This is a genomic window from Granulicella arctica (assembly GCF_025685605.1).
Classification (GTDB): Bacteria; Acidobacteriota; Terriglobia; order Terriglobales; family Acidobacteriaceae; genus Edaphobacter; species Edaphobacter arcticus.
The window spans coordinates 4,516,203-4,535,012 of sequence record NZ_JAGTUT010000001.1; the positions used below are offsets into that span (position 1 = coordinate 4,516,203).

Below are 18,810 nucleotides of genomic sequence, written 5' to 3' on the forward strand. Positions count from 1 at the left end.
TGCCAACAGCTATTTTTTAGGCATGTACTCATCGCGCAGTCGCGTCTGACGGGTCTCCATCGGGATGGCTACGCCGTCAATATAGACCTGCTTGACGCTGGTGCGCACGTCGAGCGGATCACCGTTCGCGATGACGACGTTAGCTGTCTTGCCGATGTCGAGCGAGCCGAGTTTATCGGCCATGCCCCACATCTCGGCGGGATTGATTGTGAGGGCTTTTAGGGCTTCATCGTAGGGAAGTCCGTAGGCTACAGCGAAGCCGGCGGCGTAGGGCAGGTTGCGATTGAACTCTACGGAGTACGAGGCGAAGGCTATCTTGACGCCGCGCTTCTGGAGTTCGGCGGGCATGGAGTAGACGGCATCATAGCGCTCATTCGCATCGGGAAAGTCGTAGATTGGCCCGAAGATGACAGGCACCTTGTAGGCGGCAATCTTGTCGAGGACATCCTGTGAGTGCGTGACGTGGTTCAGGACTACCTTGAGGTGGAACTCCTGCGCGAGGGCCATGGCTACCTCTACGTCATGGCCTTCGTAGGCTCCGAGGATGACGGGGCGCTCGCCCCTGAGATACGGGAGTAGAGCTTCGTTGCGCAGGTCGAACTTGCCCGTTGGGCCGCCCCCTTTCCTGCCGGTAGATTCCGTCTCATCGGCCTTTGCGCTGGCTGGCTTCTTCGCGACCTCAGCCTTCTTGACCATGTACTCCTGCGCATCAAGGAGCGCCTGTCGAAGCTGTGAGATCTCGCCCATGCGGGTGGAGGGGAAGCCTCGACCCGCTCCGCCTTCACCGCCTCGTCCACCGCGTTTGGGCTCCTGGCCGAAGTTCATGGCAAGGGCTACATCTTTGGTCACGATCATGGTGTCGCGATCGCGTCCGGCGAGTTGAATGAAGATGTCCTGACCGGGCATGGTGTCGGATGATTCGGGCGCGACGATGGCGTTGGTGACACCATTGAAGCGATCGATCGGGATGCGCTCGGTTTCGGCATGGAAGGCGTCGTAGACGTGCATCTGGGGATAGATCTCTTCACTGGTTTCGACGAGATCGGAGTTGACGCGGTCTGATTCGATCTCGACAAGCCCGAGGTTGGTTTCGGAGTCGATGAGGCCGGGGTAGACGGTCATGCCGGTGGCATCGATCTTCGTTGCGCCCGAAGGAATCTTGACCGAACTTGCAGCACCTATCGCGACAATCTTGCCGCCTTGCAGGACGATGGTGCCGTGCTCAATCACGCCGTGAGTGATGGTGAGTAGCTTGCCGTTCGTAATGGCGATGGCGGCTGAGCCTGGGGTGGTGTCGACCATCCTTGCCTGCGCGTGGAGCGAAACCGGGGTAACAAGCAGGAGAGCTACCGCTGCTGCGTGACCGATGCTGATGAGGCGGGACGAGAAGCAGATTCCTTCGCTTTGCTGCGGAATGACAAAAGAGCGCATTAGTTTCCACCTTCTTCGTCGTCTGAGCCGCCGAAGCCGCCGGTGTGCATGACGCCATTGAAGTGCGTTGTTCCAAAGCCCTTGAGGCTGGAGTCAAAGAAGAGGTCGCCGTCGATGTAGACCTTCTCAGCGCGGGCGTAGGTGGAGAGGGGATCGACGTTCCAGATGACGAGGTCGGCATCCTTACCGGTGTCGATGGAGCCTACTTTATCGTCGACGCCGATGATCCACGCAGGGTTTAGCGTGATCATGCGGAGAGCCTCTTCTTCGGTCGCTCCGCCGTAGTGGATCATCTTGCCTGCTTCCTGATTCAGCCGGCGAACCTGGTCGTTGGAGTCACTCTTGAGGGCTACGCGGACGCCCTCGTGCATGGACATGACAGCGTTCCATGGAATGGCGTCCCAAGCCTCATCCTTGAAGCCCCACCAGTCAGCGAAGGTGGCGATGGCGGTGTCATCCTTGGCGATCTTGTCGCCGACCTTGTACATCTCGAGGGCGTGATGAAAGGCACGAATCTTGTAGCCGTACTCGTGCGCGAGAGCTTCCTCGGTGAGGAACTCGTCGGCGCGGTAGCAGTGAATCTGCACATAGAGCTTGCCGCTGAGAACTTCGGCGAGCGCTTCAAGCTTGAGGTCGCGGTGCGGAACTTTCAAATCTTTGTCGCCCTTGGCGAGTTTGGCGTTGTAGTCGTCCCACTCCTTGCGATAGACCTTGGCGTCTTCAAAGGCCTGACGCATGACCTCAAAGTTGCCCATACGGGTGGATGGCACCTGATTGCGGCTGCCATAGACGCGCTTGGGGTTCTCGCCGCTGGCGAATTTAATCGAGCGCGGTGCGTTCGGGAAGAGCATCTCTTCGCGGGCGAGGCCGAACTTGTTCTTGATGACGACGGCCTGGCCGCCGATCATATTGGCGGAGCCGTGGAGGAGCAGTTCCGTAGTGACGCCGCCAGCCAACGCTTGATAGAGAGCCTTGTCGCTGTTGTCGAAGGCGTCGATCATCATCATGCTTGGGGTGACGGGGCTGGTGGCCTCGTTGACGTCGTTGCCGAGTGCGGAGTGCGAGTGCGGATCGATGATGCCCGGAGTGATGAACTTGCCGGTCGCATCGACGACGGTGGCTCCAGCGGGCGCGGCTACGGTAGCTCCGACACCGGCGATCTTGCCGTTATGGACCCATACGCTGCCGTGCTCGATGGTGCCGTGAGTCACGGTCATGACGGTGGCGTTCTTGAGAACGAGATCGGGAACAGCCTGCGCGATGGCCTGCACCGCGAAGGCGAGAAAGCAGAATGTGGCGAGGCCGGTCGTGCGTGGACGTGTCAAAACATGCCTCCAAAACTGTTAGTACGAGGGTTGCTGGAATAGGCAGATAGTAGCAGATGGCTTTGAAGCAATGCGAACAGGCGGTCTAGAATCAAGAGCTATGAAGATCCTTTTCGAGGGTATACGTGGGTGTCGCAAAGGGCCCGAGCAGTGGTTTACCGGTACTGTGTGGATCGATGAGGTGGTGGCAGGTAATGCGCCATCACGGCTGAAGGTAAATCGTGTGATGTTTGAACCGGCTGCGCGGACGGCGTGGCATACCCATCCCGTAGGCCAGGCGCTCCACGTCGTCTCAGGCGTTGGGCTTGTTCAGAAAAAAGGTGAGGCAATACAGGTAATTCGATCCGGCGATTCAGTGTGGATCGAGGCGAATGAGCTGCACTGGCACGGCGCTGTTCCAGGCCGGACGTTCGTTCATCTGGCGATGCAGGAGATGGACGAACGTGGCGTGGATGTGGTGTGGCTCGACCATGTAACCGAAGAGGAGTACGACGAGTATCAGGACGAGAGTTAGCGGCTAGGCACTCTCTTGTTCAGGCTCGTTTTCTGCGGAAGGCCCGACAATCTCTGCGGTCTCGTGAAGGTCGAGACATTCTTTGCGAATGGCTCGCAGGCCTGGCAGGATCTGGCCGAGCGGAACTGCTGAGGCCTCCGACGATCCAAGGGCAAAGTAGGCACTGCGGAAGAGCGGGTAAAGGCGGTCGTACCGGGCGACCTCTTCTGGCTGTGGGTGGAAGACCTTGAAGGGCGGGCAGAGTGTATCCTGCGCTGCTTCAATCGAGGGGAAATCTCCTGCGGCCAGAAAGGCGAAGATGACGGAGCCAAGGCTGGTCACGTCGCCATCCGGCACGAGCACCGGCTTGTTCAGCGCGTTCGCGTAGATCTGATTGAGCTTCGCGTTACGCTTGGGAATGCCGCCGCCGTTGATGACGCGGTTGATGGGTGCGCCGTTCTCTTCCATGCGCTCAAAGATGACGCGCGTGTGGAGCGCTGTACCTTCTACCGCGGCGAAGAGTTCGTCTGCTGCGGTGTGATACAAGTTCCAGCCGAAGGTCACTCCGCCAAGCTCCGGGTTGACGAGGACGGTGCGGTCGCCGTTATCCCACGTGAGGCGGAGGAGGCCGGTCTGGCCAGCGAGGTAATTTTCGGTGGCTTTGGAGAGTTCGGCAACGGTCGAGTTGGCGCGCCTGGCGATTGCGGCGAAGATGTCGCCGACGGCGGACATGCCTGCCTCGATGCCAACCTTTGCCGGATCGACTGAGCCCGGGACGACGCCGCAGACGCCGGGGACGAGGGTCTGCTGATCGCTCATGCCGATGATGCAGGTGGAGGTGCCGATGACGTTGACGACATCGCCGAGGCGGATGTTTGCGCCGATCGCATCCCAGTGGGCGTCAAATGCGCCGGTAGGTATGGGAATTCCGGCTTCGAGGCCTAGTTTTGCGGCCCAGTCTTCGCTGAGATGTCCAGCGAGAAGGTCTGAGGTTTGGTACTTGCCGACAATCTTGTCGCGAACGCCGGCGAGCAGTGGATCGATGCTGACGAGGAACTCTTCCGGCGGAAGTCCACCCCATTTTGGGTTCCACATCCACTTGTGACCCATGGCGCAGATGCTGCGGGCAATCTCGTTCGGGTCCGTCACGCCGCAGAGAGTGGCGGCTACCATGTCGCAGTGCTCGACGGCGGTGACGAATTTCGCGCGCAGCGAGGGGTTGTTACGGAGCCAGTGGAGGAGCTTGGACCATCCCCATTCCGAGGAGTAGACGCCGCCGCACCACTCGATGCCTTCGAAGCTCTGGGCGTGCGCCGCGGCCGTAATCTCTTCGGCTTCGCGGGCGGCGCGATGGTCGGCCCACAGGTAATATTCGCCGAGCGGAACGAGATTTTCCCCAACCATGACGATGCTCGAGCCGGTTGTATCCAGCGCAACGGCCCGGATCTCTGAACCCTTGATGCCGCTGACCTGGACGGCCTCGTGCATGGCCTTGGTGAGCGCGTTCATCTGGTCGTCGTGGCTTTGGGTAGCCAGATTGGGATCGGTAGCGGAGCGATGAAGATGGTATTCGGCTGAAGCCATGCCCAGTTTTCCGCGCTCTTTGTCGAAGATGGAGATACGAACGCTAAGGGTTCCGAAGTCGACGCCTGCCACTATGCTCACGGGATTTGTCCTTGTTGGAAATCGTTTACTGGCTGCCCTTTGGAGTGTAGCGCAGTGCGGCAAGGCTTGAGGAGTGGCAGTCGGACAAGGAACGTTGAGGCACGCACGACACCCTATTCTCCTGCAATTCATTGTAGGAGGATAGGGTGTCTGGCGCTGTCGTTGGTGCGGAGGGGTTAGCGGGGGAGAATGCGGGAGTTTGCGGGTACTGGAGATGGGAAGCCGAGGACAGGGTAACGGCCTTTGCCCTGATCCTGAGCCTGGCAGTGGGAGAGGCAGGTCGACGGTGGCGGGGCTACTTCGACGGAGTCCTCGCCAAGAACAGCACCCATGCGGCCACCGCTTGCGACGCGCCACACTGAGGTGCCACCGCTCTGGTGGATCTTGGTGGAATCCTGTGCGGAGTCACGGCCTACGAAGAGGGGAAAGCCATCCGCTGCCATGTTGACACGCGGCGTAATCGGCACAGGTGTGCAGGACGGCGTGAATGGACCGCCAGCAGGGCAGAGGGGAAGGGGTGGTGGGGGCGGCCCGAAGTTTGGATTGTTGAAGTAGTAGATGTTCGGCCCGAGGATGTGGGTGAAGTCGGTGGCGGTGAGGTCGGCGCGCTCGGCCTCAAGCTGGAAGATGCCGCCGGAGCTACAGTCAAGAGCCTGGATCTTGATGTCGATGCCTGGGCCGCTTCGTGCGATGAGCAGGGTGCCGCCGGAGTTCTGAACGGTGACGTCGCTGGTGAGGGTGAGGCCGCGAAGGTCTGGTGACTTGCTGGCGAAGACGACGAGCGGCGTGGTGGTGAGGCGGTCGGCTGCGGGTGCGCCGGTGAGGGTGAAGTTGCGGATGCCGAGGGTAGCGGAGTCGACGTCGAACTCAACGTACTTGCCGACAACCTTGATGGTGGTGGGAATGTTCGCGACGGCGATGCCGTTCGTGTCAACGTTTGCAGCGAGGGTGAAGCCACCGTTGACGCAGCCTGCTTCTTTTGCCGCGAAGGCGGAGGTTGTAGCTGCCGCAAGGGTGAAGGTTGCAAGGAGCTTCAGCGTGTACGTCATAAAGGCCTCTTTCTCGGATAAGTGGTGCAATGAAGCAAGTCTGCTGGAAAAGTTTCCGCTAGTTGTCGAGGTTTGATCTGAGGATTGTCTCTTCTTTGTCGCCCGTCCAAAGGGGGAGAAACAGCCGTTCTTAAATGCATAAAGCCCCACTCTGCCGTGATGAGAATCCGGGAGAGTAGGGTTTTGTGCATGATCTGAGCTAGTACATCTTTACTGGTCGTTGCCTTTGACCTGGTCCGTGGCGACGGGCTTCAGGTAGCCAAAGAGGCCGCCGGTACCGTTGGTGCCTGCCGTGAAGTACAACTCGCCGCCGGGAGTAGCTGCGGGGTCGTAGCTTCCTGCAGAGGCGCTGTTCGCAGGGCTGATGGCCCAGAGGCCGTTGATGGAGATGGTCTTGCCGGTAGCGTCCACGAGGAAGCCGTCGAACTTGCCGGTGGCGAGATCATAGGCTGCGATCGTGCCGCTGTTCTCGGTCGTACCGGCCCCTGCGAACTGACCGATGAGCAGGTCGTGGCTGAAGCTGCTGAAGTCGAGCGGCGCAAGCGCTACGCCCCACGGCGCGTTGAGCTGGTCGCCATGCTGGAGACGGCGGACGAGTTTGCCCTGGGCTGTGTAGATGTTGACGTAGCCAAGACCGGGACCATCCGTTTCGAAGGGCTTGCCCGGCTGGTGCAGGACATACGTGACGACGATGTCATTGCCAATGGCCTGCACGTTGAAGGGGACGAAGTTGCGAGGAAGGAAGATATCAGTGAAGGGCTTGTCGTTGCCGCCGTTGCGATCGTCGTTGTCGCCATCACGATCGAAGTCGGAGGAGTGATCGTCTTCGGCCCGAAGCTTCACCTTGCTGAAGGCATTGTCGTAGACATCGACGCGGCCCTTGGTGAAGTTAGCGGCGTAGAGGTAGCGCTTGCCGTCGATGAAGGCGCTGGTCAGGCCGGTGTAGCTTGAGCCGTCCGTGGTCTTGACGACCGTAATGGCATTGACTGACGGCGCGGCTGCTCCCGGGAGGATCCCCACGGCAGGGTTCCATGCGGCGATGGTGCCGTCGATGGTAGCGAAGAGGAAGGCGGCAGGCTTGCCGGAGACAAGGAAGTCGGTTGGGCTGCCGTTGGCGATGGTGCCGGTCGGCGTTCCGGTCGGGAAGGTCTTGCTGATGGGATCAGCCTTCGGGATGGTCACGACAAGTGAATTCTTGGTGCCGGCGCCGTTGTAGAGCGTGCTGAGTCCGGTGCCCTGATCGGAGATCCACCACGGGCTGCCAGAGCTGCGCGAAAGACCCCATGGGTTGACGAGTTGCGGATCGGTTACGGGTGCGATGCCGGAGGTGTTCGCGACGAGATTGACCTGGGTGTAGTGCTGACCGAGGGCTATGCCGCTCAGAGTGAGAGCAAGTGAGGCGGTTGTAGTGAGGCGTGCTGCGATGTTCATGGCAATCTCCTGATGGTGTAAGTCCCCGCGGGCCCCTTTGTAAAGACAATGCGCCGTTGCTGGTGGCTGGATAGATCGCAGGCGGGGAGAAAACTGGCTTCCAAACCTTGCCAAGCTTACGGCGCTATAGGCCGTCCGTATGTCAGTGACTTGTCACGGTTGTGTCATCGTTTCAGGCGTCTGTATGCTTGTAGAACGTGCCATGGTTTGTCGGCATCGAATGGCGCACGGTTCAACTATGCTCGGTTCTGAGTCCTCAGCCCCGCAGGGTACGGTAGACGGGATATCGATGGATGAGACGAAGAATGCGGACGAAGTAATTGTGATAACGGCTGACCCGCGGGCACTTCTGGCGGCGATCGTCGATTCCTGCGAAGACGCAATTATCAGTAAGGACCTCAACGGGATTCTCACAAGCTGGAACGCTGCGGCGAGCCGCATGCTTGGCTACGCCCCGGAGGAGATGATCGGGCAGTCGATCTTCCGGCTCGTTCCAGAGGAATTACACGCCGAGGAGACCGAGATCCTTCGTAAGATCCGCGCGGGCGAGCGGGTTCCGCAACGGAATACGTTTCGGGCTACGAAGGACGGGCGTCAGGTGCGGGTGTCGCTGGTCATCTCCCCGGTGCTGGACGAGGCCGGGCATGTAGTTGGGGCTTCGAAGATCGCGCATCAACTCTCGCCGGTCAGCCTGAACGATGAGGCGCGATTTCGTCTCGCCGCGATCATCGAGTCGTCGGACGACGCGATCGTCAGCAAGAATCTCAATGGCATGATTACGAGCTGGAACGCCGCGGCCTACCGCATGTTTGGGTACACGGAGGAGGAGATTCTCGGGCATTCCATCCTGCAGTTGATCCCCGAGGATCTGCACCCGGAGGAGGCCGACATCATGTCCAAATTGCGTGCAGGCGAGCGTATCAATCACTACGAAACGACGCGGGTCAGAAAGAACGGCGAGCGATTCCATGTCTCGCTGACGATCTCTCCCGTGCGGAATAGCGCGAATGAGGTCATCGGCACGTCGAAGATTGCGCGCGATATCTCGGATCGAAAGCAGATAGAAAATCTGCTGATTCAGTCGGACAAGATTGCGACGATGGGACGGATGGCCGCGACGATCGCTCACGAGATCAACAATCCGCTCGAATCCGTCATGAACCTGATCTACCTCGCGCGGACGAATGGCACGTGTGGCGACGAGGTAACGGACTATCTCCGAACCGCCGAATCGGAGATAGAGCGTGTGTCGCATATTGCGCGGCAGACGCTTGGTTACTACCGCGACACGGGCGCACCTGTCCCGGTGCTGCTTCACGAGGTGGTGAAGGACGTACTGACGGTCTACCAGTCCAAGCTCAACAACAGGGAGATCACTGTGGAGTGTGTCTTCGAGCATGGCCGACCGATCATGGCGAGCAAAGGCGAGATGGTGCAGGTGTTCTCAAATCTCATGGCCAACTCAATCGACGCGATGCCGGACGGTGGCGTCCTCTATGTTCGGATTGTGGAGAAGGAAGATGTGCTCGAGGTTCTGGTGCGCGACGAAGGCGTAGGAATAAGGGCGGACCATATCGGCCGGGTGTTTGAGCCGTTTTTCACGACGAAGGGGAACCTTGGCACGGGCATCGGCCTGTGGGTCTCCAGGCAGTTGATAGAAAAACGCGGCGGTCGTTTAACGCTCGAAAGCAGTACGGAAGCTGGCCATTCGGGTACAAGCGTCATGATCTCACTGCCATTTGCCGGGTCTCCGGAGCAGTAATACCCGATTTACATTGACAGCCTGTCGGAGCAGCTTATTCTGTTGCTCTGGAGACATGATGGCTGAGGTTGAAAGCGGTTCGCGCAGTGGCTCGCTCTTTTTGAAGTGGCTTGGGGGAATTCTGACGGCAGTCCTGGTGCCGGTGCTGATCTTTTACTTGACCCGGCCTGCTCCGCCTCCGCCCCAGCCAATCGCGCAGAGCGAGTTCGACGGCTTTATACAGGATGCGAATTCGCATAACCTTATTCCCGGCGCCAGGCTGACGCTAACGCTTGGTCCAAACTCCATCGTTCAGACTACGGATGGCTCCGGCAAATATTCGGTCGTGTTGCCGAGCCCGAACGCAGACGCGAGCATGGGGATGATCGCCATTACGGCAACCGGCTATGAGCCCTTCACCAACTCCGTTGAGTTGAAGCCGGGAGTCAACTACTCTGTCATTCCGATCGATGCATATCCGCCCCACGCAACGCCTGTACCCGCCAACGGTGCAGCGCCAGGAGCGGGAGCTGTTGTTGCGGCGACTCCACCACCACCGCCGCCGCCTACCAAAGTTGTGCCGTCGAATCTCACTGTCATGCGCCAGTTGCCGCCTAACTTCATCAAGGCGCAGACAGCTTTTCTGAGGCGTTAGCGTGTCACTACTTCGCGAAGAGCTGCGTCACATCAGCGAAGGCTTTGAACTCGAGAGCATTGCCGGACGGGTCGAGAAAGAACATCGTCGCCTGTTCGCCGACCTCGCCCTTGAAGCGAATGTACGGCTCGATGACAAACGCAGTGTCGGCTGCGCGGAGACGATCGGCCAAGGCCTCCCACTTATCCATTGTGAGCACGACGCCAAAGTGGGGGACGGGCACGTCGTGGCCGTCAACGGGATTGTGATGCGTGTCCTGAGTTGCAGTGCGAGGTTTGAGATGGGCCACAATCTGGTGGCCAAAGAGGTCGAAGTCGATCCACTGGGCGGAGCTGCGACCCTCGGGGCAGGCGAGGACCGTGCCGTAGAAGTGGCGGGCGGCGTCCAGGTCGTCTACAGGAAAGGCTATGTGGAAAGGGGTGAGCATGGCCTATCTTAACCCAGCGCTTGGGGATAAGTGATGCCGGGAAGAGCGATTGGACCTCCTGCCCGGAGCGCAACTGGTCCGGTTTACGGCAGGGCACCGGCAAGGGTGCAAATCGTCGTAGAATGATCCCATGGTTTTTAGCAAGGTTCTCGGCTTATCGCTTGTGGTGTGTGCTGGTCTTTCTGTCGCCGTTCCCGTGGCTTATGGTCAGGAGGACAACGTTCGCCGTGGCCGGAAGTACAAGGCTCCGCCGGTGACCTCGCACATCGAGGTTACCGTGGTGAAGTCTACCAATCACAAGCCAATCCCGAACGCGGCGGTCGTCTTCCATACGATTGTGGATGGCAAGGATGACGGCAACCTCGAGGTGAAGACCGACCCGGACGGCAAGGCGATGATCGATGTGATCCCCACTGGCAGCGATGTGCGGGTGCAGGTGATCGCCAGTGGATTCGCCACCTTCGGGCAGGATTACAAGGTCGATACGGCGACGAAGGAGATCGAAGTCGCCATGATCCGGCCGCGTGCGCAGGTCTCTGCGTATACGGATAGCAACGGTCAGCCTTCGCAGCGGAAGCCGGGCGTACAGGAGCCAAATCGACCGCCACCGCCGGGAGTTCCTCCTGCCGGATCGACTCCCCCTGCGACACCGCCGGTTCCGACGCCGACGGCCCCGCAGACTGATCCTGCTTCCGTCCCCGGATCAACCTCGCCACCGAGTCTGTAGACCGTTATGACGAGGCAACTTGCAGGACAGACCGCACTAGTAACGGGCGCGGCAAAGCGGATAGGCCGGACCATCGCCCTCGCCCTGGCTGAGGCTGGAGCAAACGTAGCAATCACCTACCGCGATTCGGCTGACGAGGCTGAGGCGACGGTTCGTGTTCTGGCAGAGTTCGATATCGAGGCAATGGCTGTCCGATGCGATCTGCAGCAGCCGGAGAGCGTGACCGAGACAGTGGCCGCCGTCGTGGCGGAGTTCGGCGGACTCGACCTGCTGGTCAATAACGCCGGGGTCTTTGCCTCTGAGGCGCTCGAGTCGATCACCGTAGATCAGTGGGACAGCATGTTCGCGACCAACACGCGCGGTCCGTTCCTCATGGCGCAGGCAGCGCTTGTGCACCTGAAGGCGCGGGGGGGCCGCATCATCAACATCGGCTCGCTGGGTGGCATTCACCCGTGGGCCACGCACGGACACTACTGCACGTCGAAGGCGGCGCTGCATATGCTCTCGCAGACCATGGCGAAGGCGTGGGCTCCCGCGGTCAGCGTGAACTGCGTCGCTCCAGGCATGATTGTGCAGGGCGAGGTGGGAGCGGCGTACGAGCACTTCGCCGAGAAAACTCCCATGCAGCGGAACGGCACGGCAGCCGATGTGGCGGCGGCGGTCCTGTTCTTCGCGACCGGACCACACTTCATCACCGGGCAACTGCTTGCTGTCGATGGTGGATTAGGGCTTTAGCGCGATTACTTTTCCGTCAGCTTTGAGAACATCCGGCTGAAGAAGCCTTTTTCTTCGCGCTCATCGTAGAGGTTGCGGGGCTCTTCCTGTTGGGGCATCGGTTTACCTTCGAAGACGGCTCGCGGATTGGTGGTGCAGAGCATATCCGCATAGTCCGCGCCATACTTCTTCGAGACAATCCTGTGAGCTTCGCTGAGGCGCGGTGGGCGCGACGTCACGTTGTGGGCGTCGGTCGCCAGAAAGTGAACCCAGCGATCGGTAAGTAACTGGTGCGCCATCTTCTCGGCGGCTTTGCCCATGCTACCCCGGACTGAGTCGCCAGTGACCTGGATCAGGACGCCGCCGCGCAGCCACTCTTCCAGTCGCGACATATCGGATTGCAGGGTCGGGTTGCGCTCAGGATGGGTCAGGATCGGCGTCATCCCGGCTAGCTGCAGCTCATAAAAGATCTCCGTCAGTCCACGTGGAAGGCCGTAGTCCGGGATCTCTACGAGCAGGTAGCTGAGATTGTTGATCGTGTAGCGCGCCGGGTTGTCCTTCGCGTCCTGAATGTTGTCGTAGGAGAGATGGAAGTCGCAGCCAAGGCCGAGCGTCAGGGGCACATTGTCGGCCGCGAGCAGATCGCGGAACTCAACCACCAGTGCCTCGTTGACCGCCGGATCGTAGACGTACTTGCCGTTGGCATGGGGAGTGCAGACGACATGGGTGATCCCGTCAGCAGCGGCAAGCTTCGCCATCGCGACAGAGTTTTCCATGGTCTTGGAGCCGTCATCGAGGCCGGGAAGAAGGTGGTGGTGGAGGTCAATCATAGATAGGTCAGACTACCACTGGGAATGCATCTCTAGACTGCGCTTGCAAGCGATTGAGCCAGCGACTGAAAGAGCAGCAAGCCGTCAGCCGAGCCGAGAATACCCTCGCTCGATCGGTCCGGGTGCGGCATCATGCCGAGGACATTGCGGCCTTCGCTCAGGATGCCGGCGATATTTTCGAGCGAGCCGTTAGGATTGGCATCGGTCGTCACCTCGCCCTCAGGTGTGGCGTAGCGAAATGCGATGCGGCCCTCCGCTTTGAGCGTGGCGAGGGTTGCATCGTCGCAAAAATAGTTCCCCTCCATATGGCCGATCGGCATCCGCAAAACCTGTCCAGCGGTGAGCGCATTCGTGAAGGGCGAGTCGATCGTCTCGGTGCGGAGGTTGATCTGCTTGCAGATATAACGCTGACTCGCATTGCGCATCAACGCGCCGGGCAGCAGGCCCGCCTCGCAGAGGATTTGAAAGCCGTTGCAGATCCCCATCACCAGACCGCCGCCCTTGGCGAATCGGGTCACGGACTGCATGATTGGGGCGAATTTGGCGATAGCCCCGGTGCGAAGATAGTCGCCGTAGGCAAAGCCGCCTGGGACGAGGATCGCGTCGCAGCCCTCGAGATCTTCCGAGGCATGCCAGAGGTAGGTGACGGGCTGCTTGAGCAGCGATTCGACGACGTTGTGCGTGTCATGGTCGCAGTTCGATCCGGGGAAGACGAGGACGCCAAACTTCATAAGCTTAAGCGTAGCAGACGAGGGATTGATTCTGAACTGCTGCATTTTCGGGCGATATACTACAGAGGTGAGCAAGACTTTTTATATCGAAACATTCGGCTGCCAGATGAACGCCCACGACTCCGAAAAGGTGATCGGGACGCTGGTGCACGAGGGCTATGCGCAGGTGCAGGACGAGATGGATGCAGGGCTGATTCTCTACAACACCTGCTCGATTCGCGACAAAGCGGAGCAGAAGGTCTTCCATCGTCTGAATGAGTACAAGAAGATGAAAGGCGAAGGAAAGAAGTTCGCCGTCATCGGCTGCGTGGCGCAGCAGGAGGGCGAGAAGATCTTTGAGCGCGCCCCCTACGTGTCGATCGTCTCGGGCTCTGCCTCCTACCGCAACCTGCCGCAGATGCTGGAGCGCCTGGAGCGCGGCGAAGAGCGCATTACCGGCCTCGACGACCGGCAGACAGACGAGACCTTCGAAACCGAGTTCGTGGCCCGTACGAACCCGCATCGCGGCTACATCACCATTATTGAGGGGTGCGACAAGTTCTGCGCGTACTGCGTTGTCCCGTACACCCGCGGCAAAGAGCGGAGCAGGGCAGCCGCCTCCGTACTCGAAGAGGCACGCCGCATCGCCGATGCCGGCTTTACCGAGATTCAGTTGCTCGGCCAGAACGTTAACTCCTACGACGATCCTTCGAACAAAATGACCTTTGCGGAGTTGCTTGGAGCCGTGGGGAGCGTTCCGGGTATTCGCCGCGTCCGCTTCACAACCTCGCATCCGCGTGACTTTACGAAGGATATCGTTGACGTCATCGATGCCACCCCAACGTTGTGCGACCACGTGCATCTGCCCGTGCAGAGCGGGTCGACCGCCATCCTGAAGGCGATGAACAGGGAGTATACCCGCGACTGGTACCTCGAGCGAATCTCCTGGATCAAGGCTGCGAAGCGCAACATCAGCATTACGTCGGACATCATCGTGGGTTTTCCCGGCGAGACGGAGCAGGATCTGGAAGACACCGCTACACTCCTTGAGGCGGTCGGCTACGACGCCATCTTCGCCTTCAAGTACTCACCTCGGCCGAACACCCCGGCCATCACCATGCAGGATTCCATTCCGGACGACGTAAAGTCTACGCGACTCCAAACCTTGCTTGATCGACAACGTGACATCCAGAGAATCAACTATCAGCGGCATATGGGTGAGAACATGGAGCTTATGGTGGAAAGTCATAACAAAGTTCGCAATCAGGTGGTCGGCCGCAGCTCGCAGAATAAGACGGTCAACTTCACCACAAGCCAGTTGATTCTACCGGCTCTTGGCAGCTATCAGCAGGTCACTATTACAGAGGCTTTTCCCAATAGCCTGCTTGGTGTCAACTAGATGAAGCCCTCTCTTGAAGTGCCACTTGAGATCGAGATGCAGATTCGCGGGTTAATGATGGATCCCGTAACGAATATGCCCATCGTGGTTCTGAAAGATGTGGCGAGTGACATGATCCTGCCCATCTGGGTTGGTGTCTTTGAGGCAAACGCAATTGCGCTGGAGCTTGAGAAGAGCAGCACGCCGCGACCGATGACGCATGATCTGTTGAAGAACCTCGCACAGGGATTGAACGCACGGGTGCAGAAGATTGTCGTCTCAGAACTGCGGGAGGACACCTTCTACGCGCTGATCTGGATGGAGCAGGCGGGCGAGATCATCGCGCTCGATGCTCGTCCCTCCGATGCAATTGCGCTGGCCCTCCGCTGGGATTGTCCGATCTATGTCCATCGCGACGTGATTGCCAACACACGACAGCTCTCAGACGGCGCGCAAAGTGTGAATACGGAAGAGCTGCGGCGATGGCTCGAAAATCTCAATGACGACGACATGGGCCAGTACAAGATGTAGTTAGTTCTGCTCTCGCGGCAGGCCGGTCAGGGTGTGCAGAAGGGTATCCCAGGCGTCGCCATATTGATCCCAGCCTCCGAGACTCCTGACCCGCAGCAAGGCTGCTTCGCTGAGTCGCTGTTGCAGCGCAGGATCATCTGCCACCTGCTGGAGACGCGATGCGAGCGCGTCCACGTCGCGGTCGGGAACGATAAAGCCCTCAACGCCGTCAGTGAAGAGATCTTCAGCTCCAGTCGCGGTAGTCGCCAGAACAGGACAGCCACAGGCCATCGCCTGACCCTGCACAAGCGCCAGGCCTTCCTCGACGCTTGGCAAAACGAGCAGGTGACTCGCGCTCATCCTCGCAGAGAGTTCCGTCTGCGGAAGCGAACCGGTAAAGGTGACATTCTCTTGCGGAAAGCGGACAAGGATGTCGCGAATGTCGTCCTGAACGCTGCCTACAATGGTGAGGTGTTTCGCGGGGTGCTTGAGGCGCGCAAAGGCCTCGAGCAGGTAGGGAATACCTTTGCGCAGGCTGACCTGGCCGGCGAACAGGACCTGAAAGCTATTCTTCGGTGGCTCTGCAGTCCGCTTGAACTGGTCGAGACGCACCCCGTACGGTATGACGTGAACCTTCTCAGCGGCCAATCCCATCTGTACAAAGGAACGTTTTGAGACGGTCGACGGCACGGTGATCGCGTCAGCCTGCTGGTAGATGGCCTCTTCGCGGATGACGATGTGTGGCTTTTCGAGCGAGGGTGACACGCCCCAGCGCTTGAATTCCTCGGCGACAATATTTTCCTGATATCGCTGATGGGTTGAACCACGGTCGCAGATAAACTTTCCGCCGGCCGCCTGGACCTTCGCCCCGGTCAGCAAGCCTGCACCGGAGATGGCAATGAATGCGTCGCATGGCTTGATGACGGCGCGGGTCCAGCGATCGAACCCTCGCGCGTTCCATGAGTTCATCTTTGCGGAGACTGCGGGCGGGTAGAAGCGGGTGCGGGCCAGAAGATAGTCGGTCGTGTGCAGCAGGGGAAAGCAGCCGACGAGGGCGTGCGGCAGACCTTCGCGCTTCAGGCGCGCCCACGGCCAGGTCGAGTAGATCTTCTGGAGGTGGTGACGGCGGTGCATCTGGTGGGCGAGTTCGAAGTGGTGGAAGACGCCGAAGACCGCCTGAACGATTCGCATGGATGGTGACGAGCCTCCCGACAAGCTTAACAGGCTCCTGCGGTTAAACTGGATGGGTACATCTGAGGCGGGGGATTCGTGAGTCTAGCTCGAGCGGTAAAGGGTGCGGTGTTCGGCAGCGTTGCCGGGTTGGAGCGGACGTTGCGGCCAGGCTCCCGTAGTACAGATCTATCCACCGTTCAGAACTTTCTGCTGTTGCAGTACCCATTGGCCTTAGGGACTGCGGTTCACGCCACGCCGCTGATTCCAGCGCTGCGAGAAGCCGTTCCCGGCTGCCGTATCGCGGTTGCAGCCAGCGGACTTGCCCTTGAAGTCTTTCGCAACAACCCGGGCGTCGACTACCTGCTGGCCACGCCGAGTCCGCTGAAGGATTTCCGCGGTGCGATCCGCTCCTTGCGGGCCCAGATCCCGTTCGGCGGCGAGAGCTTTGCCGCATTGATGACGCGAGGCAACGAGCGCACGCTGGTATCGACGGCAGCCTTTCTCAGTGGGGCGGCTATCCGGATTGGATTTACAGAGGTCCCGCAGCTCTATCAAACGGCGCTGACGTTCGATCCTGAGAGGAGCCTGATCGATAACAACCTCCGCATCGTGGAGGCCCTAGGCCATCCATTCCGGCATTGCGAGCCGCAGATGTTTCCGGGCGCGGCTGATGAAGCCTGGGCTGATCAGACGCTTCGAAGCAGTGGCGTGCGCGAGGGGCAGATGGTTGCGGTCTTCGTCACCCAAACCAGTGTGACTCAGCGGAAGAGCTGGCGAGCCGAGCGATTTCAGGCGACTGCCAACTTTTTAATCGCAGAGTACGGCGCACATATCCTCTTTGTAGGCACGGCGGCAGAGGCACAGGCCATCGAGACCCTACGGCTTGGGGTCGCAAACCCAGCCGCGACCACAAGTGTGGCCGGTGGAACGACATTGCTGCAACTGGCGGCGCTGTTGGGCCGCTGCCGCGTTGGCTTGACGCTCGACACGGGGCCGCTCCACATCGGTCGGACGGTGAAGCTGCCGATGGTGATCGTCGCACCCGCATGGTCGCCGGTCATCGAGTGGCTGCCGGTTGGCGACGCCCGCTACCGCATTCTCAAAAACGCGGACATGCCGGACTGCCCGCCGGACTACATCATCGACGAGGTCTCAGTCGACGAGGTCAAGGCTGAGCTCAGCAGCCTGATTAAGGCCTACCCGCAGACCTAGCGCTGGCTCAGTGCGTCGAGGTGCTCGAAGAATTCGGGGAACGAGATCGCTGCGGCCTCGGCTCCCATGATTTCGGTCTCGCCAGTCGCCCGGAGCGCGGCGATCGCGAACGCCATGGCGATGCGATGGTCCGACCCCGAGTCGATCGTCGCGCCGTGAAGCTCCTGCCCTCCCGGGATATCGAGGCCGTCTTCGTGCTCGGTGAATTGTGCACCCATTGCCTTCAAATTTTGCGCAACGAGGGCGATTCGGTCGGACTCCTTGACGCGAAGCTCTTTGGCGTCGCGGATACGGATGCCGTCGCGCGTGTACGGAGCGATAGCGGCAAGCACGGGCAGTTCGTCGATGATCTGCGCGGAGAGGGCGCCGGTGATGTCGATTCCCTTGAGGCCGGTCGGAGCCCGGTTGACCTGGATGGTGCCGATCAATTCGCCGTGATGCTCCTCCACATTGAGAACCTTGATGACGCCGCCAAGCGCCACAATCACATCGAGCAGCGAGGAGCGCGTCGGGTTCATCCCGATCGAATCGAGGATGAGGTTCGAATCCGGAAAGAGCAGCGCAGCGCAGAGGAAGAAGGCTGCGGAGGAGAGGTCGCCGGGCACGGTGGCGTCAATCGCCGAGAGCTTCTGGCCGCCCGCGATGGAGAGCTTCTCGCCGGTGCGTGTGAGGGTCGCGCCGAACGCTCGGAGAGCCTGCTCGCTATGGTCGCGGGTGCGCACGGACTCCGATAGTGAGGTCGTGCCCTCGGCCTGAAGACCGGCGAAGAGGACGGCGGTCTTGACCTGTGCGGAGGGAATCGGCGTGTCGAAGTCGATGGCGCGCAATGCCGTCCCGTGAATTGTGATTGGCGCGTGGCCTTCCACGAGATCAAGTTGCGCGCCCATCTGGGAGAGTGGCTTGCGAATGCGCTCCATTGGCCGGAGGGTGAGCGAGGCATCGCCGATCAGAGTGTAGGTATGCGGGTGCGGGGCGATCAGGCCCGCTAGCATGCGCATCGTCGAGCCGGAGTTGCCGCAGTCCAGTGGGGTGTCCGAGGCGGTGAAGTAGCCAGCGGTTCCGGTGACGGCGATGTACTCCTTATTGCTGGTATCGATGGTCGCGCCGAGTGCCTGCATGCAGGCCAACGATGAGTGCGGGTCTGCGCCCGTCGAGAAGTTCGAGAGCCGCGTCGTGCCGCTGGCCAACCCGGCGAGCATGGCATAGCGATGCGAGATCGACTTATCGCCGGGAAGGGTGACGGAGCCTTGGAAGGAGCGAGCGGGACGGACGATCTGCGTCGTAGCGGCAAGTGTAGACATTGCTTCCATCGTAAATCGTTACGGCCTCGGCAGGATCA

18 protein-coding genes are annotated in these 18,810 nt (G+C 60.0%); 8 read left to right on the forward strand and 10 right to left on the reverse strand.

What is annotated here, in order from left to right; genetic code table 11:
* Positions 1-9: 9 nt before the first annotated feature.
* Together OHL20_RS19065 and OHL20_RS19070 are read right to left on the reverse strand one after the other, a co-directional pair.
* Positions 10-1,431 (reverse strand): amidohydrolase family protein, encoded by a 1,422-nt coding sequence (locus OHL20_RS19065; protein ID WP_263384743.1) that lies wholly within the window; start codon positions 1,429-1,431, stop codon positions 10-12.
* Positions 1,431-2,756: an amidohydrolase gene (locus OHL20_RS19070; RefSeq protein WP_263384744.1), complete on the reverse strand. Its 1,326-nt coding sequence runs from the start codon at positions 2,754-2,756 to the stop codon at positions 1,431-1,433. Before OHL20_RS19070 ends, OHL20_RS19065 begins: the two co-directional genes overlap by 1 nt.
* Before the next feature lie 100 nt (positions 2,757-2,856).
* Here OHL20_RS19070 and OHL20_RS19075 point away from each other — a divergent pair, with 100 nt between their 5' ends.
* Entirely contained in the window at positions 2,857-3,270 is a 414-nt protein-coding gene (locus OHL20_RS19075; RefSeq protein ID WP_263384745.1) for a (R)-mandelonitrile lyase, read from the forward strand.
* Between the two features lie 3 nt (positions 3,271-3,273).
* Here the strand turns inward: OHL20_RS19075 and OHL20_RS19080 are convergent, their stop codons facing one another.
* The 3 genes from OHL20_RS19080 to OHL20_RS19090 form a co-directional block, all read right to left on the reverse strand.
* On the reverse strand, positions 3,274-4,914 hold the full coding sequence (locus OHL20_RS19080; protein WP_263384746.1) for a ribulokinase: 1,641 nt from the start codon (positions 4,912-4,914) through the stop codon (positions 3,274-3,276).
* Between the two features lie 176 nt (positions 4,915-5,090).
* Entirely contained in the window at positions 5,091-5,963 is an 873-nt protein-coding gene (locus OHL20_RS19085; protein ID WP_263384747.1) for a hypothetical protein, read from the reverse strand.
* 210 nt (positions 5,964-6,173) lie between these two features.
* Complete coding sequence (locus OHL20_RS19090) at positions 6,174-7,394, reverse strand: TIGR03118 family protein (RefSeq protein WP_263384748.1); 1,221 nt, start codon at positions 7,392-7,394, stop codon at positions 6,174-6,176.
* A gap of 289 nt (positions 7,395-7,683) precedes the next feature.
* Between OHL20_RS19090 and OHL20_RS19095 the strand changes: the two genes are divergently transcribed.
* Positions 7,684-9,156 (forward strand): PAS domain-containing sensor histidine kinase, encoded by a 1,473-nt coding sequence (locus OHL20_RS19095; RefSeq protein ID WP_263384749.1) that lies wholly within the window; start codon positions 7,684-7,686, stop codon positions 9,154-9,156.
* Between the two features lie 55 nt (positions 9,157-9,211).
* Positions 9,212-9,790, forward strand: a complete 579-nt coding sequence (locus tag OHL20_RS19100) for a hypothetical protein (protein ID WP_263384750.1) — start codon at positions 9,212-9,214, stop codon at positions 9,788-9,790.
* 7 nt (positions 9,791-9,797) lie between these two features.
* On the opposite strand, the gene OHL20_RS19105 is transcribed toward OHL20_RS19100, so the two are convergent.
* A complete protein-coding gene (locus OHL20_RS19105; RefSeq protein WP_263384751.1) occupies positions 9,798-10,217 on the reverse strand; it encodes a VOC family protein in 420 nt (139 codons plus the stop codon).
* A gap of 130 nt (positions 10,218-10,347) precedes the next feature.
* Between OHL20_RS19105 and OHL20_RS19110 the strand changes: the two genes are divergently transcribed.
* On the forward strand, positions 10,348-10,944 hold the full coding sequence (locus OHL20_RS19110) for a carboxypeptidase-like regulatory domain-containing protein (protein WP_263384752.1): 597 nt from the start codon (positions 10,348-10,350) through the stop codon (positions 10,942-10,944).
* A gap of 6 nt (positions 10,945-10,950) precedes the next feature.
* A complete protein-coding gene (locus tag OHL20_RS19115; RefSeq protein WP_263384753.1) occupies positions 10,951-11,679 on the forward strand; it encodes an SDR family NAD(P)-dependent oxidoreductase in 729 nt (242 codons plus the stop codon).
* A 5-nt stretch (positions 11,680-11,684) separates the two neighbouring features.
* On the opposite strand, the gene OHL20_RS19120 is transcribed toward OHL20_RS19115, so the two are convergent.
* Entirely contained in the window at positions 11,685-12,488 is an 804-nt protein-coding gene (locus OHL20_RS19120) for a tyrosine-protein phosphatase (RefSeq protein WP_263384754.1), read from the reverse strand.
* A gap of 32 nt (positions 12,489-12,520) precedes the next feature.
* Positions 12,521-13,219, reverse strand: coding sequence for a phosphoribosylformylglycinamidine synthase subunit PurQ (gene purQ, locus OHL20_RS19125; protein WP_263385055.1), 699 nt, complete (start codon positions 13,217-13,219; stop codon positions 12,521-12,523).
* Between the two features lie 67 nt (positions 13,220-13,286).
* Between purQ and miaB the strand changes: the two genes are divergently transcribed.
* Together miaB and OHL20_RS19135 are read left to right on the forward strand one after the other, a co-directional pair.
* A complete protein-coding gene (miaB, locus tag OHL20_RS19130) occupies positions 13,287-14,597 on the forward strand; it encodes a tRNA (N6-isopentenyl adenosine(37)-C2)-methylthiotransferase MiaB (RefSeq protein ID WP_263384755.1) in 1,311 nt (436 codons plus the stop codon).
* The gene (locus OHL20_RS19135) at positions 14,598-15,107 is read left to right on the forward strand and encodes a bifunctional nuclease family protein (protein ID WP_263384756.1); all 510 of its coding nucleotides are present in this window, start codon (positions 14,598-14,600) and stop codon (positions 15,105-15,107) included.
* Here OHL20_RS19135 and OHL20_RS19140 read toward each other — a convergent pair whose 3' ends face one another.
* Positions 15,108-16,277 (reverse strand): glycosyltransferase family 4 protein, encoded by a 1,170-nt coding sequence (locus tag OHL20_RS19140; RefSeq protein ID WP_263384757.1) that lies wholly within the window; start codon positions 16,275-16,277, stop codon positions 15,108-15,110.
* A 78-nt stretch (positions 16,278-16,355) separates the two neighbouring features.
* Between OHL20_RS19140 and OHL20_RS19145 the strand changes: the two genes are divergently transcribed.
* Positions 16,356-17,471, forward strand: coding sequence for a glycosyltransferase family 9 protein (locus tag OHL20_RS19145; RefSeq protein WP_263384758.1), 1,116 nt, complete (start codon positions 16,356-16,358; stop codon positions 17,469-17,471).
* Here OHL20_RS19145 and aroA read toward each other — a convergent pair.
* The gene (gene aroA / locus OHL20_RS19150) at positions 17,468-18,772 is read right to left on the reverse strand and encodes a 3-phosphoshikimate 1-carboxyvinyltransferase (protein WP_263384759.1); all 1,305 of its coding nucleotides are present in this window, start codon (positions 18,770-18,772) and stop codon (positions 17,468-17,470) included. The two genes, OHL20_RS19145 and aroA, sit on opposite strands and share 4 nt — an antisense overlap.
* Between the last annotated feature and the right edge of the window lie 38 nt (positions 18,773-18,810).